Genomic DNA, 15586 nt, shown 5'->3' with positions numbered 1-15586 from the left:
CATGTTTTCCCGCTTTTTCATCGACCGGCCCATCTTCGCCCTGGTGATCTCGATCTTCATCGTGATTGCCGGCCTGGCCGCCATGCGCAGCCTGCCCATCGCCCAGTACCCGGAAATCGCCCCACCCCAGGTCATGGTTGCCGCGACCTACCCCGGTGCTTCCGCCGAGGTGCTGGAAAAGACCGTCGCCGCCCCCCTGGAAACCCAGATCAACGGCGTGGAAGGCATGATCTACATGAATTCCACCTCGGCCTCCAACGGCCGGGTGGAAATCAACATCACCTTCGATATCGGCACCGACATCGACCAGGCGGTAATCAACGTCAATAACCGGGTCAAGCAGGCCGAGGCCCGCCTGCCCCAGGAGGTCCGCCGCCAGGGGATCCAGGTGGAGAAGAATTCCAGTTCCTTCCTCCAGGTGCTGGCCTTCACCTCCCCCGACGGCCGCTACGACGACCTCTACACCAGCAACTATGTGACCCTGAATGTGCTGGACGTGCTGAAGCGTATCCCCGGCACCACCAATGTGCAGATTTTCGGCGCCAAGGACTACGCCATGCGCATCTGGGTCAAGCCCGACCGCCTGGCCCAGTTGCGCCTGACCACCGGTGATCTGGTACGCGCCCTCAACGAGCAGAACGCCCAGTACGCCGTGGGCCGCATTGGCCAGCCTCCCGTACCGGCCGGCCAGGAACTGGCCCTGACCATCAATACCCAGGGGCGCCTGGCCGACGTGGCCCAGTTCGAGAACATCGTCGTTCGCGCCAATCCGGATGGATCGCTGCTGAAGCTCCGGGACGTGGCCCGGGTCGAACTCGGCTCCAAGGATTACGATTTCATCGGCCGCCAGAGCGGCAAGCCGGCGACGCTGGTGGGCATCTTCCTGAAGCCCGGCGCCAATGCCCTGGACGTGGCCGCCGACGTCAAGAAGACCCTCAACGAGCTGTCCACCCGCTTCCCCGACGGCCTGACCGTCGATGTGCCTTACGACACCACGGATTTCGTCCATGTCTCCATCCGCGAAGTGCTGAAGACCCTGGCCGAGGCCATGGCGCTGGTCTTCCTGGTGGTCTATGTGTTCCTGCAGAACTGGCGGGCGACGCTGATCCCGACCCTGGCCGTGCCGGTGTCCCTCATCGGCACCTTCGCCGGGCTCCTCATGCTGGGCTACTCCATCAACACCCTGACCCTTTTCGGCATGGTGCTGGCCATCGGCATCGTCGTGGACGACGCCATCGTGGTGCTGGAAAACGTCGAGCGCATCATGCACGAGGAGGGCATCCCCGCCCACGCCGCCGCTGTCCAGGCCATGCGGGAAGTGACCTCGCCGGTCATCGCCATCGCCCTGGTGCTGTGCGCGGTCTTCGTCCCCATCGCCTTTTTGGGCGGCCTCACCGGCGAGCTGTACCGCCAGTTTGCGGTGACCCTTTCCATCGCCGTGGTCATTTCCGCCATCGTCGCCCTGACCCTGACGCCTTCCCTCTGCGTCCTGATCCTCAAGCACGAGCACAAGTCGGAAAACCGCTTCTTCGCCGCCTTCAACCGGGGTTTCGCCCGCTTCACCCACCGCTACACGGCGGGCGTGGCCTGGCTCATCCGCCGCGGCGCCCTGGGTCTGCTCCTCTTCGGCGGCATGGTCGCCCTGGCCGGCGGGCTGTGGAAACTCACCCCCGGCAGCCTGGTGCCGGACGAAGACCAGGGTTATTACATTACCGCCGTGTACCTTCCCGACGGCGCATCGCTGGAACGTACCGACCGCATCGTGCAGCAGGTGGATGCGCTGATCCGCGAAAATCCCAACGTCGAGCGCACCGTGGTGTTTACCGGCCTCGACTTCATCGGCGGCAGTTTCAAGAACAACGCCGCCACCTTCTTCGTCGTGCTCAAGCATTGGGACCGGCGCTCGGTCCCGGCCAATGCCCTGGTCGGGGAGGTTTACATGAAGACGGCCCATATCAAGGAAGCGCTGGTGCTGGCCTTCGGGCCACCGGCCATCTTCGGCATGGGCAATTCGGGCGGCTTCGAGTTCTATCTGCAGAACCGTGGCGAAGGCGGGGCGAAGGCCCTGGCCACCGCCAGCGAGCAGTTCATCGCCAAGCTGCGCCAGGATCCGCAGTTCGCCCTGGTGTCCTCCATGTGGCGGGCCACCGTACCCCAGCTCAACGTGGATGTGGACCGCGAGCGGGCCAAGACCCTGGGCGTGCCCCTCGACGGCCTCTTCGACACCCTGGCGGCGACCCTCGGCACTTACTATGTCAACGACTTCAACAAGTATGGCCGCTCCTGGCAGGTGCTGATGTCGGCGGAGCCGGCCTTCCGCACCCATCCCGGAGATATCGGCGGCATCTACGTGCGCTCCGAGCGCGGAGAAATGGTGCCCCTCTCCGCCCTGGCCCAGATCCGCCAGGAAACCGGTCCGGAAACGCTGGAGCGCTTCAATAATCTACCGTCGGTAAAAGTCATCGGCGCCGGACTGCCCGGGATTTCCTCCGGCCAGATCATCGCCGCCGTGGAAAAGGCTGCTGCGAACCTGCCGCCGGAATTCAGCTACGACTGGGGCGGCGCTTCGTTCCAGGAAAAGAAGTCCGGCGGCACCTCGGGTATCGCCCTGGCCCTGGGCGCGCTCATGGTCTTCCTCATTCTCGCCGCCCAGTACGAGCGCTGGTCCCTGCCGCTGGCCGTGCTCCTGGCCCTGCCCTTCGGCACCTTCGGGGCGCTGGCCGCCGTCTGGCTGCGCGGCATGAGCAACGATGTCTATTTCCAGATCGGCCTGGTCACGCTCCTGGGTCTCGCCGCCAAGAACGCCATCCTCATCGTCGAGTACGCCATCTACAAGCACCAGGAAGGCATGAGTGCGGCGGCGGCAGCCATCGAGGCGGCACGGCTCAGATTCCGCCCCATCCTGATGACCTCGCTGGCTTTCATCCTCGGCGTCCTGCCGCTGGCCATCTCCCACGGCGCCGGCGCCGGAGCGCGACAGGCGGTGGGCACCGGGGTCATGGGCGGCATGCTGGCCGCCACCTTCCTCGCCGTCTTCTTCGTCCCCCTCTTCTACCGCCTCATCGCCGACCGCAAGCTCTCCGAAGCCCGCAGTACCGAAGCGATGTTCGACGAAATCAAGGAAACCCACGCCGCCGCCCATGCAAAACTGCTCGAACGCGCCCGTCAGGACGAAGCCGCCGGGGGAGACCGCCATGCGCACTGATGTGACGAACTCCGCTCCGGTCGCCCTGAGCCCTTCGACCGAACTCAGGACAGGCCCTTCGACCGAACTCAGGACAGGCCCTTCGACCGAACTCAGGACAGGCCTTGCGACCGAGACGAAGACCGGCCGGTCCACGGACGTTTCCCTGCGGGCGGCAACAGGCGCGCCCCACACGGTGTCGGAACGCCGGGCAACGCTCGGTGAGCGCACTGTCCGCCGCCTCCTGCCCCTGGGCGCCGCCCTTGTGGTTTCCGCCTGCGCCGTCGGCCCCGACTACAGCCGCCCGGAACTCGACCTGCCCAGCGCCTGGTCGGCAGACGGCACGCCGGCCAGCACCGCGGGGGAACGGTGGTGGACCCTGTACGGCGACGCCGTCCTCGACCGCCTGATGGAAGAAGCCCTGGCCCACAATGCCGATCTGGCCATTGCGGCCGCCCGGGTGGCCGAGATTCGCGCTGCCGCCGGTATCGCCGGCAGCGACCTCTGGCCCACCGTCACTGCCCAGATCGGGGCCGACCGCAGCAAGAGTTCCCGCCTGGGCACCTTCCCCCTGCCCGCCGACCAGCCCCTCATCCAGACCACCCACCGTGCCACCCTGGAAGCCAGTTACGAGATCGACCTCTGGGGCCGCTACCGACGTGCCGACGAAGCCGCCCGGGCCGAACTGCTGGCCAGCGAGGCCGCCAGGGAAACGGTGCGCCTCTCTCTCACAGCCTCGGTTGCCCAGCAGTATTTCGGCCTTCTCGCCGCTGCCTCGCGGGAGGCGGTCGCCCGCCGCACCGCCGGCACCCGGCGCGAAACCCTTGAACTACACCGGCGCCGCATGGAAGCCGGCCTGGTCTCCGAGTACGACCTGCGCCAGTCCGAGGCCGAAGACGCTGCCGCCCGCGCCCAACTGGCTGGCCTGGTGCGCGACCGCGAGCGGGCCGAAGGCGCCCTCGCCCTGCTCCTGGGACAATCTCCCTCCCAGGTGCTGGCGGCCCGCAGCGAGCGGGGCAGCCCCGGCCGCCTGCCGGAAGTGCTGGTCCCTTCCGGCCTGCCCTCCGAATTGCTCCTGCGCCGTCCGGATCTGCGCGAAGCGGAGGAAACCCTGATCGCCGCCAACGCCCGCATCGGCGTGGCCCGCTCAGGGTATTTCCCGTCCATCGCCCTCACCGCCTACGCCGGCGGCGAGAGCGTCGCCTTCTCCAGGCTGTTCAGCGGCCCGGCGGCCATCTTTTCCTTTGCCGCCGCCCTCACCCAGCCGATCTGGAACGCCGGCCGGGTCGGCCTGGGGGTCGATCGCGCCGAAGCCCGGCGTGACCAGGCCCTGGCCCGCTACCGCCAGACTGTGGCCGCTGCCTTCAAGGACGTGCGCGACGCCCTGGCAGCCCAGACCGCGGCCCGCGAGGCCCTGGCCGCCGAGACGGTCCGGTCCGCCGCCCTGGAGCGCGCCCTGCACGCGGCCCGCCAGCGCTTCGACGCCGGCATCGCCAGCCGCCTGGAAGTCCTCGACGTCGAACGCAACCTGCTCGCCGCCGAACTCGCTCGCATCGACGCCGAGTACAGCCGCCGCAGTGCCCTGGCCGACCTCTTCCGTGCCCTGGGCGGGGGCTGGACTCCCGGCCTGCCCCCAGACCCCGATCTTTCCATCCGCTACCTGGGGAATCCCCGCTAACCCCTCACTGCCCCCATGAAACGCCGCAAGCGCCTGGCTTGCCCCCGGCCTCCCCGCAATCCTCTCGTCCTCGCCGCCGCCCAGCGCAAGGCAGGCCCCCACGGCCCCTCGGAGAAGGCCCGGCGCCGCCGCGCCCGCGTGGCGCTGAAAAAAGGCGAGGGATGAGCCCGGGGCACCTCCCGCAGCCCCTCACAAATCCCTGATCGAAAAAAGATTTTTGCGCCCCGGGCGAGGAAATATTTGGCTTCCGGCGCCGTTTTCTTTTAGCAGATATCAAAGCCCCCCCTTGGGGCCCGGAACTACCATCGGTCCGCCAAACAATTTCCGAAAGGGGGATACATAATGAGTGGCGCTTTCACTAAATCGATGGCGCGCAATATTTTCTACGGGGGGACCGTCTTCTTCTTCCTCCTGTTCCTTGCGCTTTCCTTCGACACGCACTCCCAGCTTCCCAAGCGCGACATGCGGCAGAACATCACCCCGCAAGTCGCCGAGGGCAAAAAGCTGTGGGAGACCCACAACTGCATTGGCTGCCACACCCTGATGGGCGAAGGCGCCTACTTCGCTCCGGAACTGGCCAACGTGGTCGTCCGCTACGGCGAAGAAGGCACCAAGGCCTTCATCAAGAGCCGTCCCAAGGAGGGCATCGAGGGCCGCCGCAGCATGCCGCAGTTCAACTTCACCGACGCGCAGCTCGACGCCATCGTGGCCTTCCTGAAGCACGTCAATTCGATCAACGACGCCAACTGGCCGCCCAACGTCCAGGGCTGATCGAGAGGAGAACTGAATATGCAATACAAGTCCCAAGCGGTCGCCAAGCCCTACTTCATCGCGGCCATCGCCCTCTTCGTCGCCCAGATCCTGTTCGGCCTCATCCTCGGCCTGCAGTACGTCTGGGGTGATTTCCTCTTCCCGGAAATTCCCTTCAACGTGGCCCGCATGGTCCACACCAACTCCCTCATCGTCTGGTTGCTCATGGGCTTCATGGGCGGGGCCTACTACATCATCCCTGAAGAAGCGGAAACCGAACTGGCCAGCCCCAAGCTGGCGCTCGCCATGTTCTGGATCTTCCTCGTCGCCGCGGGTCTGACCGTAGTCGGTTACCTGACGGTTCCCTACGCCACCCTGGCGTCAATGACCGGCAACGACCTCATCGAGACCATGGGCCGCGAGTTCCTGGAGCAGCCCCTGCCCACCAAGCTGGGCATCGTGGTGGTGGCCCTGGCCTTCCTGTTCAACATCACCCTCACGGTGCTGAAGGGCAAGAAGACCTCCATCTCCATCGTGCTGCTGCTGGGCCTGTGGGGTCTCGCCGTCTTCTTCCTGTTCTCCTTCTACAACCCGGTTAACGTCGTTATCGACAAGTTCTTCTGGTGGTGGACGGTGCACCTCTGGGTTGAAGGCGTGTGGGAACTGATCCTCGGTGCCTTCCTGGCCTTCGTGCTGATCAAGACCACCGGCGTCGACCGCGAAGTGATCGAGAAGTGGCTCTACGTCATCGTCACCCTGACGCTGATCACCGGCATCCTCGGTACCGGTCACCACTACTACTGGATCGGCACGCCGGAATACTGGCAGTGGTGGGGTTCCATCTTCTCCGCTCTGGAGCCGATCCCCTTCTTCGCCATGACCGTCTTTGCCTTCAACATGGTGAACCGTCGCCGCCGCGAGCATCCCAACAAGGCTGCCGTGCTGTGGGCTCTCGGTACCGGCGTGATGGCCTTCCTGGGTGCCGGCGTGTGGGGCTTCCTGCACACCCTGGCTCCGGTGAACTACTACACCCACGGCACGCAGATCACCGCGGCCCACGGTCACATGGCCTTCTACGGTGCCTACGTCATGGTCAACCTGACCATCATCTCCTACGCCATGCCCATCCTGCGCGGCCGTGCTGCCAACAGCAACGCCTCGCAAGTCATGGAGATGTGGAGCTTCTGGCTGATGACCATCGCCATCACCTTCATCACCCTGTTCCTCACCGCCGCCGGCATCCTGCAAGTCTGGCTGCAGCGGGCTTCGGAAAATCCGATGCCCTTCATGGTGGCCCAGGAGAAGATCGCCCTCTTCTACTGGATGCGTGAATGGACTGGCGTGGCCTTCCTGGTCGGCCTGCTGATCTACATCGCCAGCTTCTTCGTCGGCGGCAAGGAAGAAACCGCCTGATCGACGGGGCGCAACACAGCAAAACGGCGCGAAGCGATTCGCGCCGTTTTGCTTTTGGGCCAGGAATTTCCGTCCGCGGCGGCCGGCCCCCGCGCAACGCCTATCGGGATCAGTCCCGGAGCAACAGGGGCTCGATCTGCTCCCAGAAGGCCAGGGCGCGCCGCTTGCGGCCGGCTTCCACCAGGACGGTGCGGTACTTCTCGGCCAGACGGCGCATTTCCACCAGATTGCGGGTGGCGGCGATCTTGCCGCTCAGGAGCCCGGCGTCCGGCCCCAGGACGTCCTCGACGCTCTCCAGCATGACCCGCCTGGCCTCGATCAGTTCGAGGGGATCGGGCGGGGGTGGCGCCTGGGGCTCGGGCTCCGGCTCGAAATGCGGCAACGAGGGGATGGAGAGCGAGACCCCGGTAAAATCGATTTCACCGGGCTGGGGCGCCACGGAATGAACCTCTCCGGCGGTGGACTCGGGTGCCGCAGGCGCTTCGGGTTCCGGCTCGGGGACCGGCTCCGGCTCGGGCTCCGCTTCGATATAGCCCTGGGTCAACAGGAGTTCGAAAAGCTCTTCCCGATTTTCGAATCCCACCTTGGCCAACAGTTCTCCACCCGTCGTATGGCCATCCACCAGAAGCAGCAGGGTCCGCGCCCGGGCGGGAATGTCCTTGCTGCGGTGGGCCAGTTCGGCCAAGCCTTTTTCGGTGCGGAGGAAGATGCGGGTCAACATGGTGAGAGTTCTTTGGCAGCCCATCCGACGGGGGGTTCCCGTCCCGGGACATCCGGTGTCGTCAGGCTCCAGGATCATACCATCGCAGCATATTGGCGATAAGCCCCGTATCAGCCTGTCGACCCTCCCCGCTCCGGGAAAGGCCCGATCTCCCGCTTCTTGGGTCATATCAAGTCCCTGCCGCGACGCGCCGGCTATCATCCGCCCCCATGACTGCCCCCGCCCCCCCTGCCAAACGCCTGCCCGGCGACCTCGCCATCTGGGTCTTCATCCTGGCCGAGATGCTGGCCTTCGCCGTCTTCTTTGCGTCCTACGCCTTCGCCCGCACGAAGAACGTGGAGATGTTCAACCTCTACCAGCAGACCCTGGACCGCAACGCGGGGGCGCTGAACACCCTTCTCCTGGTGACCGGCTCCTGGTTCGTGGTGCTGGCGGTGCAGGCGGCCCATCGCGACGACAAGGCCGGCGTCCCGCGCAACATCCTGCTCGGTTTCCTTTGCGGCGGCGGCTTCCTGGCGGTGAAGGTCTTCGAGTACGCGGCCAAGTTCGGGGCCGGCATCTCGCTGTCCACCAACACCTTCTACATGTTCTACATCTCGCTCACCTTCTTCCACTTCATGCACGTCATCCTCGGCATGGTGATCCTCGCCATCCTCTGGGTACAGGCAAAGAAGGGCGCCTACGGCAGCCACGATGCCCATGGCCTGGAGAGCGGCGCCGCCTACTGGCACATGGTCGATCTCCTGTGGATCGTGCTTTTCCCCCTGGTTTACGTAATGCGATGACACCTTTCCTCAAAAACCCCGCCCATCGCGCCTGGTTGGTGCTCCTCGTCGCCACCGGCATCACCTGGTATCTGGGCGAAGTCGGCGCCGCCGGCACCGCAGCCATCGTCGCCATGCTGGCCATCGCCTTCGTCAAGGGCCGCCTGGTGATCCTCGACTTCATGGAACTCCGGGGCGCGCCGCTGCTGTGGCGTATCGTGCTGGAAGGCTGGCTTATACTGGTTTCCAGCCTCATTCTTCTCGCCTACTGGCTCAGCCTCAAATAACGGGCATGCATCCAACCCACGCTCACCGTAACCGCCGCGACCATGCCCGTTTCCCTCTCCCCCGCCCCCTTCGACAGGCTCAGGGCAGGCTCCTCTCCCGCCATGCAGGCGAGAGGAGATTTCAGAGCCGCTTCCCGCCTGCGTAAACAATGACCGACCATTCCCTGCCCTTCTACGAACCCTCCGGCAACGAGATCGCCCTCTTCGAGCACGCCTACCGGGAGCGCCTGCCGCTCCTCATCAAGGGGCCGACCGGCTGCGGCAAGACCCGCTTCGTCTCCCACATGGCCGCCCGCCTGGGCCTGCCCCTCTACACGGTGGCCTGCCACGACGATCTCACCGCCGCCGATCTGGTGGGCCGCCACCTGATTTCCGACCAAGGCACCTACTGGTGCGACGGCCCCCTCACCCGCGCCGTGCGCGAGGGCGGCATCTGCTACCTGGACGAGGTGGTGGAAGCGCGCAAGGACACCACGGTGGTGCTGCATCCGCTCGCCGACGACCGCCGCATCCTGCCCATCGACCGTACCGGCGAAACCCTGGCAGCCCCGGACAACTTCATGCTGGTGGTTTCCTACAACCCCGGCTACCAGAATCTCCTGAAGGGTTTGAAGCCCTCCACCCGCCAGCGCTTCGTCTCCATGCGCTTCGACTTCCCCACCGCCGAGCGGGAGCAGTCCATCCTCCTCGGCGAAACGGGTTGCGACGCCGATCTGGCCAAGCGCCTGGTGGGTATCGGCAAGGCCTTCCGCGCCTTGAAGGACCGCGACCTGGAAGAAGTCGCCAGCACGCGCCTGCTCGTGTACGCCGCCACCCTCATCAAGTCCGGTTTCGACGTCACCGCCGCCTGCCGTGCCGCCCTGGTGGAAAGCCTCACCGACGACGAGGAGACGGTGGAAGCCCTGATGGAAATCGTCAATGCCACCTTCGGGCGATAAGTTCCGCACCGAGCCCCAAGCCGAAGGCCAGGGCCTGGCGGTGGTCGCGGAATCGCTCTACCTGACCAACCTGCTGCTCGCCCCCGGCATCGCCTTCGCGGTACTGGCCTGGCTGTGGCTCAAGCGCGGCCCGACGGCGCCGCCGCTGGCCCGCGCCCATCTGCGCCAGACCTTCTGGGTCAGTCTTTACGGCGGCATTCTCATCGTGTCGTTCAGCACTCTTTTCATCGTCCTCGGCGGCCTGCACTGGGAATGGACCTGGGTGTTGGTGATCATGTACTTCACCTGTGTCCACTCGACCCTGGTGCTCTTCGGCATGTTCGGTCTCTCCAAGGCCCTGGCCGGGCAGCCTTGGCGCTATCCCCTCATCGGCCCTCGCCATGCCTGAGGCGGCCGCCGTCCTGCCCACACTCGCGATGACCCGGAAGCCCGCCCTGCAGCGTTACCGGCTCTTCGCCCAAATGGCTTTCTTCACCCTGTTCACGGTGACGCCGGTCTTCGACCTCTTCCGCTACGACCTCACCGAGAACCATGCCTATTTCCTCGGCTACGTCTGGGATCTGGGCCTGGACGACCTCATCGCCGGCCGCATCGGCTCCCTGCAGGCGGCGGGCAACATCGTCCTCTTTCTCTTCGTGCCGGTACTCGGCACCCTGGCCCTCATCATCGGCGCGGCCTGGAAATGGGGGCGCCTCTACTGCGGCTGGCTGTGCCCCCATTTTTCCGTGGTCGAGACCATCAATCGCCTGATGCTCATGGCCAGCGGCAAGCATTCGGTCTGGGACAAGAAGTCTACCCCGCCCTGGGAGCCCGATGGCAGCCCCGCCCCCCGCGACAAGCGCTACTGGCTGGCCGTCGCCCCTGCCGCCGTGGCCTTCGCCTTCGCCTGGGCCCTGGTTGGCCTGACCTACCTGATGCCGCCCTTCCAGGTCTATCACGGCCTGTTCACCCTCAGCCTCTACAAATACGAGGTGATCTTCCTGGCTGCTGCCACCACCGTCCTGAGCCTGGAATTCCTCTTCGCCCGTCATCTTTTCTGCCGCTACGCCTGCGCCATCGGCCTCTTCCAGAGCTTCGGCTGGATGGGCAACAAGAGCGCCATGGTGGTCGGCTTCGAACGGGAACGGCTGACCGATTGCGCCTCCTGCCTCAACGGGCGAGGAAGCGCGTGTGACGCCGTCTGTCCCATGCGCTTGAAGCCCCGCAACGTGAAGCGCTGGATGTTCGCCTGCACCCAGTGCGGCCAGTGCGTTTCCGCCTGCGGCACAGTCAATCGCAACAATCCCCAGGGCCAACTCTTGCGCTGGGTGAGCGGCGACGCGGCCAAGCGCAACGAGGCCCGCTTCTCGGCCCTCTCGCGCACCGACGAAGACGCCGGAGGTCGCGCCTGACGGGCACTGATCGAAGCCACTCCCATGATGAAAACCACGCCCATGCCCGCTTCCCTCACCCCCGACCCCTCTCCCGCCCAGCGGGAGAGGGGAGATGGCGGAGACGCTACGCGTCTTTCACAATAATCCTAGAAACCTCAGTTGACCGCTTCATCGAACCCCGGAATGCCTTGTGCCCTGGAACTCCGCGCCCAACCGGATCGCCCACCCTTCGGGTGGCATCGCTACGAGCCCGCTGGCGCATCCGGGCGGGCGCCTGGCTTTGTCGCTCCTCCTTGCAGGCATCAGCCTGCCGCGTCGTCGCTTCGCGCCAGACACCCGCCCGAACGCACCAACGGGCTCGTCCAACCGAGGTTTCTAGGATAATGGAAGAGTTCATCGGCAAACTCTGGCACAACTGGGTGACCAAGGCCGCCGGAGGCCACCACCCGGACGCGGCGGTCAAGCTGGCCGAAGTGGAAAAAACAGCCGGCATTCTCTTCCGCGCTTTCGGCGGCGATCCCGGCCTGAAGGTGGCCGCCGCCACCGCCGAAACCCACGGCGCCCGCCGTTCCTGGTTGCAGCGCGTGGCGGCCAGCGGCGAGCGGGTGGCCCAGGCCCGCCGCGACGACGAAACCCTGCGCCTGCCGCCGGAAATCGCCGCCTTTCCCGACAAGGCCCTGAACCGCGATCTCTACCTGTGGCTGGCCGCCCTGGCAGCCAGCGACGAGGCGCCCGACAGGCCCTGGCTGGCGCGCAACCAGCGGGCGACCCTGGCCGCCCTGCGCGACTACCCCGGCCTCAGGCCCCGCTATGATCGCCTGGTGGCGGCTCACCTGGCGGGGCGCATCGCCCCCGGCGAAATGCTGGCCGACGAGGCCGCCCAGGAAATCGCCCTGCGCCAGGCCTTGACCGACCCTGGCAGCGTGGCGGGCCTGCCGCCACTGACTTCCCGCAAATCCCGCCCGCCCCAGCCGGTACTGCTCTGGCTGATCGACGCCCCCGCCGCCGCCCTGCCCGGCCACACCCCGGAAGGCGACGGCCCGCCGCCCCCCGAGGGCAGCGGCAGCGCCGAGACGGACAAGGAAGCCCACAAGGCCGAGCAGGTGGCCAAACCGGAGAACAAGAACGCCTTCGTCTTCAGCTTCCGCGCCGAGAGCCTGCCCACCTGGAGCGAGTACGTGCGGGTCAATCGCGCCTACGACGACGACCTCGACCCCAATGCCAAGGACGCCGCCAAGGATCTCGACAAGCTCTCCCTCACCCGGGATGGGGAAACCAGCGTTTCCCGGGTCAAGTTCGACCTGGACCTGCCCTCCTCCGCCGAGGACGACGCCCCCCTGGGGCCCGGCCTGCCCCTGCCCGAGTGGGATTACCGTAGCGCCGTCCTGCTTCCCGACCATTGCCGCGTACAGCCCATGATTGCCCGGGACGCCGCCCCCGCAGGGCTACCCCCCGATCTCGCCGCCACCGCCAAGAAACTGCGCGGCCAGTTCGCCGCCCTCGCCCCCCAGCGCCGCTGGATGAAGGCCCAGCCCGACGGGCCGGAGCTGGATGTGGACGCCTGCGTGCGCAACGTGGCCGACCGGGCCTCGGGGCATACGCCGGATATCGGCAGCTATCTCGCCCAGGCCCGCTGCGAGCGGGATCTGGCCTGCCTGCTGCTGGCCGACCTGTCCATGTCCACCGACGCCTGGATTTCCGACAGCCATCGCATCGTGGACGTCATCCGTGATTCCCTGCTGCTCTTCGCCGAGGCCCTGTCGGCCACCGGCGACCGCTTCGGCATCTACGGCTTCTCGTCGCTCCGTCGGCAGAACATCCGCTTCCACCTGCTCAAGGATTTCGCTTCCCGCTACGACGGCCTGGCCCGGGGCCGCATCCTGGCCATCAAGCCCGGCTACTACACACGCATGGGGGCGGCCCTGCGCCAGGCGAGCAGCATCCTGGCCGAGCAGGCCGCCGGCCGCCGCCTGCTGCTCATCATCACCGACGGCAAGCCCAACGACCTGGACCTTTACGATTCCCGCTACGGCATCGAGGACACGCGCATGGCCGTCTTCGAGGCCCGCCGCCTGGGGCTCACGCCCTTCTGCGTCACCATCGACCGGGAAGCCGGCGCCTACCTGCCCTACCTCTTCGGCCCGGCGGGGTTCTGCGTCATCCGGAAGCCGGAAGAATTGCCCCGGCGCCTGCCGCTCCTCTACGTCCAGCTCACCCGTCAATAGACCCTCGGCCATATTGCTTTCAGCCTAATCCGGTGCCAAGATGCCCCGATTTCCCTTGGCCGAGCCGATCATGCAAGGAAGCCACCCCATCAACATCGAGGCGCTGCTCTCCCACGTCCCGCTCTTCAACGGCCTCGCCCCCCAGGAAATCGCCAAGGTCGCCCGCGGCACCCGCGAAATCCACGCCAGCAAGGGCGATATCCTGTTCCACAAGGGCGACCCGTGCAGCGGCTTCCATCTGGTGGTCTATGGCCAGATCAAGCTCGGCTTCACCTCTCCCCAGGGCAGCGAAAAGGTGGTCGAGATCATCGGCCAGGGCGCCAGCTTCGGCGAAGCCATCATGTTCATGGACAAGCCCTACGTCGTCTTCGCCCAGGCGCTCACCGATTCGCTCCTGCTGCACATTTCCAAATCGGTCATCTTCGACGAACTGGAGCGCGACCCCACCCTCTGCCGCAAGATGATCGCCGGCATGGCCATGCGCCTGCATCAGCTGATGACCGATGTGGAGTCCTACTCGCTCCACTCGGGCAAGCAGCGCATCGTCGGCTACCTCATCCGCGAAGTGCCGACCACCGAGCACGGCAAAAACCTCACCGTCACCCTGCCGACCAACAAGGGCATCATCGCCTCCCGGCTCAACCTCACCCAGGAGCACTTTTCCCGCATCCTGCACGAGCTGACCGAACTGGGCCTCATCGTCGTCGAAGGCCGCAAGATCCACATTCCCGATATCGACCGGCTGCGCGCCCACGATCGCTGAGGCTCTCCGCGCCATGGCGACGGAAATCGAGCTGAAACTGGCGCTGCCCCGCTCCGCCGCCCCCCGCCTGGGCCGCCACCCCCTGCTGGCCCCTCACCCCGCGGTCAGCCACACCCTGGAGAACACGTACTACGACACACCGGACCTTGCCCTCCAGCGGCGCGGCGTGGCCTTGCGCTTGCGCCGCCGCGGCAGGGTCTGGCTGCTGACGGTCAAGTCCGCGGAACCGGCGGTCGGTGGACTGGCCGCCCGCAGCGAGTGGGAAGCCGCCGCCCGGCCCGGCGTCTGGGATTTTGGCCACGTCGATGACCCCAGGCTGCGCCAGGAACTGGAAGGCATCGCCCCCCGCCTCACCGCCCTCTTCACCACCCACTTCCGTCGCCGCGCCTGGACCCTGAGCTACGGCCGCTCCCGGGTGGAGGTCGCCCTCGACCTGGGGACCATCGCCAGCGGCGAGCGCAGCGAACCCCTGGCCGAGGTCGAAATCGAACTCCTCGCCGGCGAGCGCGACGACCTCTTCGCCCTGGCGCGGGAACTCCAGACGACCCTCCCCCTCTCCCCGGCCTCCGCCTCCAAGGCCGAACGGGGCTACCGCCTCTTCCTGGGAGAGCCACGGCAGCCCTGCAAAGCGAGAATTCCGACCCTCTCCCCCGATCTGACTCCCGTCGCCGCCTTTCAGGACATCGCCTCGGCCTGCCTCGACCAGTTGCAGCGCAACCTGGCCGGTCAGGCACCGGATTGCGATCCCGAGTTCCTGCACCAGGCCCGCATCGCCCTGCGCCACCTGCGCTCGGCCCTCAAGGTCTTCGCCCCGGTCCTGCCGCAGGACTTTGCCACGTCCTGGTCCGCCGCCTGGCGTCCCCTGGCCGCCGCGCTGGGCGAAACCCGTGACTGGGACGTCTTCGTTGGCGAAGCCCTTCCTCCTATCGTCGCCGCCTTTCCGCAAGACCGCGGCGCCTTGTATCTTCCCGCCGCCGCAGGGCGCTGCGCCGCCCGGGCCTCAAGCGCCCTCCGCCGCCAGCTTGCCGACCCCGACCATCCCCGCCTGCTGCTGGATTTCACCGCGGCGCTCGCAGGCCTGCCCTCCGCGCCCGCCGACCTGGAAGCGTTCGCCCGCGCAGCCATCAACCGCCAGTCCAGCCAAACCCGTCGCCTCGCCCGGCGCCACGCCGTCCTGGACGACGTCGAGCGCCACCGTCTGCGCATCCGCATCAAGAAATTGCGCTACACCCTGGAGTTCTTCGCCACGCTCCTGCCCCGCCGACGCCTGAAGCCCTACCTCGCGGCGCTGACCCAGTTACAGGACGAACTCGGCCTCGCCAACGACCACGTCACTGCCCTGGAACTCCTCCACCGCCTTCCCGCCCGCCACCGCAGCGGCCCCGTCCTCGGCTGGCTCCGCGGGCGCCATGCGCTCCTGCTGACCGAACAAGCCGAGGCCCTGGAGACCTGGCTGGCTCAAGCGAAACCCTGGAAAAGGAAGTAGCGAC

At 66.6% G+C, this 15586-nt stretch carries 14 protein-coding genes; 13 read left to right on the top strand and 1 reads right to left on the bottom strand.

Features of this window, described 5'->3' with window-relative positions; genetic code table 11:
- Window position 1: 1 nt before the first annotated feature.
- The 5 genes from IPM73_02915 to IPM73_02895 all read left to right on the top strand — a co-directional run bounded on the left by IPM73_02915 (window position 2) and on the right by IPM73_02895 (window position 7025).
- The gene (locus IPM73_02915; GenBank protein MBK8917039.1) at window positions 2-3205 is read left to right on the top strand and encodes a multidrug efflux RND transporter permease subunit; all 3204 of its coding nucleotides are present in this window, start codon (window positions 2-4) and stop codon (window positions 3203-3205) included.
- Entirely contained in the window at window positions 3195-4862 is a 1668-nt protein-coding gene (locus IPM73_02910; protein ID MBK8917038.1) for an efflux transporter outer membrane subunit, read from the top strand. Before IPM73_02915 ends, IPM73_02910 begins: the two co-directional genes overlap by 11 nt.
- Before the next feature lie 15 nt (window positions 4863-4877).
- Window positions 4878-5027, top strand: coding sequence for a hypothetical protein (locus tag IPM73_02905; GenBank protein MBK8917037.1), 150 nt, complete (start codon window positions 4878-4880; stop codon window positions 5025-5027).
- A 177-nt stretch (window positions 5028-5204) separates the two neighbouring features.
- Window positions 5205-5633 carry a cytochrome c gene (locus tag IPM73_02900; protein MBK8917036.1) on the top strand — a complete coding sequence of 143 codons (429 nt, stop codon included), beginning with the start codon at window positions 5205-5207 and terminating at the stop codon, window positions 5631-5633.
- 18 nt (window positions 5634-5651) lie between these two features.
- Entirely contained in the window at window positions 5652-7025 is a 1374-nt protein-coding gene (locus tag IPM73_02895; protein MBK8917035.1) for a cbb3-type cytochrome c oxidase subunit I, read from the top strand.
- A gap of 109 nt (window positions 7026-7134) precedes the next feature.
- On the opposite strand, the gene IPM73_02890 is transcribed toward IPM73_02895, so the two are convergent.
- Entirely contained in the window at window positions 7135-7746 is a 612-nt protein-coding gene (locus IPM73_02890; GenBank protein MBK8917034.1) for a hypothetical protein, read from the bottom strand.
- Window positions 7747-7955: 209 nt separating this feature from the next.
- Here IPM73_02890 and IPM73_02885 point away from each other — a divergent pair, with 209 nt between their 5' ends.
- The 8 genes from IPM73_02885 to IPM73_02850 all read left to right on the top strand — a co-directional run bounded on the left by IPM73_02885 (window position 7956) and on the right by IPM73_02850 (window position 15582).
- Window positions 7956-8531 (top strand): cytochrome c oxidase subunit 3 family protein, encoded by a 576-nt coding sequence (locus IPM73_02885; protein MBK8917033.1) that lies wholly within the window; start codon window positions 7956-7958, stop codon window positions 8529-8531.
- Window positions 8528-8797 (top strand): cytochrome C oxidase subunit IV family protein, encoded by a 270-nt coding sequence (locus IPM73_02880; GenBank protein ID MBK8917032.1) that lies wholly within the window; start codon window positions 8528-8530, stop codon window positions 8795-8797. The genes IPM73_02885 and IPM73_02880 overlap by 4 nt, the downstream gene beginning before the upstream one ends.
- 149 nt (window positions 8798-8946) lie before the next feature.
- Window positions 8947-9735 (top strand): CbbQ/NirQ/NorQ/GpvN family protein, encoded by a 789-nt coding sequence (locus IPM73_02875; protein MBK8917031.1) that lies wholly within the window; start codon window positions 8947-8949, stop codon window positions 9733-9735.
- Window positions 9716-10123, top strand: a complete 408-nt coding sequence (locus IPM73_02870) for a hypothetical protein (GenBank protein ID MBK8917030.1) — start codon at window positions 9716-9718, stop codon at window positions 10121-10123. The genes IPM73_02875 and IPM73_02870 overlap by 20 nt, the downstream gene beginning before the upstream one ends.
- Window positions 10116-11126, top strand: a complete 1011-nt coding sequence (locus tag IPM73_02865; GenBank protein MBK8917029.1) for a 4Fe-4S binding protein — start codon at window positions 10116-10118, stop codon at window positions 11124-11126. The genes IPM73_02870 and IPM73_02865 overlap by 8 nt, the downstream gene beginning before the upstream one ends.
- 365 nt (window positions 11127-11491) lie before the next feature.
- Window positions 11492-13333 (top strand): VWA domain-containing protein, encoded by a 1842-nt coding sequence (locus IPM73_02860; GenBank protein MBK8917028.1) that lies wholly within the window; start codon window positions 11492-11494, stop codon window positions 13331-13333.
- A gap of 70 nt (window positions 13334-13403) precedes the next feature.
- Window positions 13404-14096 (top strand): Crp/Fnr family transcriptional regulator, encoded by a 693-nt coding sequence (locus IPM73_02855; protein MBK8917027.1) that lies wholly within the window; start codon window positions 13404-13406, stop codon window positions 14094-14096.
- A gap of 13 nt (window positions 14097-14109) precedes the next feature.
- Window positions 14110-15582, top strand: coding sequence for a CHAD domain-containing protein (locus tag IPM73_02850; GenBank protein MBK8917026.1), 1473 nt, complete (start codon window positions 14110-14112; stop codon window positions 15580-15582).
- The last annotated feature ends 4 nt before the right edge of the window (window positions 15583-15586 follow it).

Source organism: Betaproteobacteria bacterium (assembly GCA_016720065.1).
GTDB lineage: Bacteria > Pseudomonadota > Gammaproteobacteria > Burkholderiales > Rhodocyclaceae > SSSZ01.
Note: the sequence above shows the minus strand (reverse complement) of the source record. Positions and strands in the feature narration are given on the sequence as shown.

Excerpts from the sequence above, each read along its gene's own strand:
- IPM73_02850 (MBK8917026.1), top strand. The coding sequence starts at position 14,110 with ATGGCGACGGAAATCGAGCTGAAACTGGCGCTGCCCCGCTCCGCCGCC.
- IPM73_02890 (MBK8917034.1), bottom strand. The coding sequence starts at position 7,746 with ATGTTGACCCGCATCTTCCTCCGCACCGAAAAAGGCTTGGCCGAACTG.
- IPM73_02885 (MBK8917033.1), top strand. The coding sequence starts at position 7,956 with ATGACTGCCCCCGCCCCCCCTGCCAAACGCCTGCCCGGCGACCTCGCC.
- IPM73_02870 (MBK8917030.1), top strand. The coding sequence starts at position 9,716 with ATGCCACCTTCGGGCGATAAGTTCCGCACCGAGCCCCAAGCCGAAGGC.
- IPM73_02875 (MBK8917031.1), top strand. The coding sequence starts at position 8,947 with ATGACCGACCATTCCCTGCCCTTCTACGAACCCTCCGGCAACGAGATC.
- IPM73_02895 (MBK8917035.1), top strand. The coding sequence starts at position 5,652 with ATGCAATACAAGTCCCAAGCGGTCGCCAAGCCCTACTTCATCGCGGCC.
- IPM73_02905 (MBK8917037.1), top strand. The coding sequence starts at position 4,878 with ATGAAACGCCGCAAGCGCCTGGCTTGCCCCCGGCCTCCCCGCAATCCT.
- IPM73_02880 (MBK8917032.1), top strand. The coding sequence starts at position 8,528 with ATGACACCTTTCCTCAAAAACCCCGCCCATCGCGCCTGGTTGGTGCTC.
- IPM73_02865 (MBK8917029.1), top strand. The coding sequence starts at position 10,116 with ATGCCTGAGGCGGCCGCCGTCCTGCCCACACTCGCGATGACCCGGAAG.
- IPM73_02915 (MBK8917039.1), top strand. The coding sequence starts at position 2 with ATGTTTTCCCGCTTTTTCATCGACCGGCCCATCTTCGCCCTGGTGATC.
- IPM73_02860 (MBK8917028.1), top strand. The coding sequence starts at position 11,492 with ATGGAAGAGTTCATCGGCAAACTCTGGCACAACTGGGTGACCAAGGCC.
- IPM73_02900 (MBK8917036.1), top strand. The coding sequence starts at position 5,205 with ATGAGTGGCGCTTTCACTAAATCGATGGCGCGCAATATTTTCTACGGG.
- IPM73_02910 (MBK8917038.1), top strand. The coding sequence starts at position 3,195 with ATGCGCACTGATGTGACGAACTCCGCTCCGGTCGCCCTGAGCCCTTCG.
- IPM73_02855 (MBK8917027.1), top strand. The coding sequence starts at position 13,404 with ATGCAAGGAAGCCACCCCATCAACATCGAGGCGCTGCTCTCCCACGTC.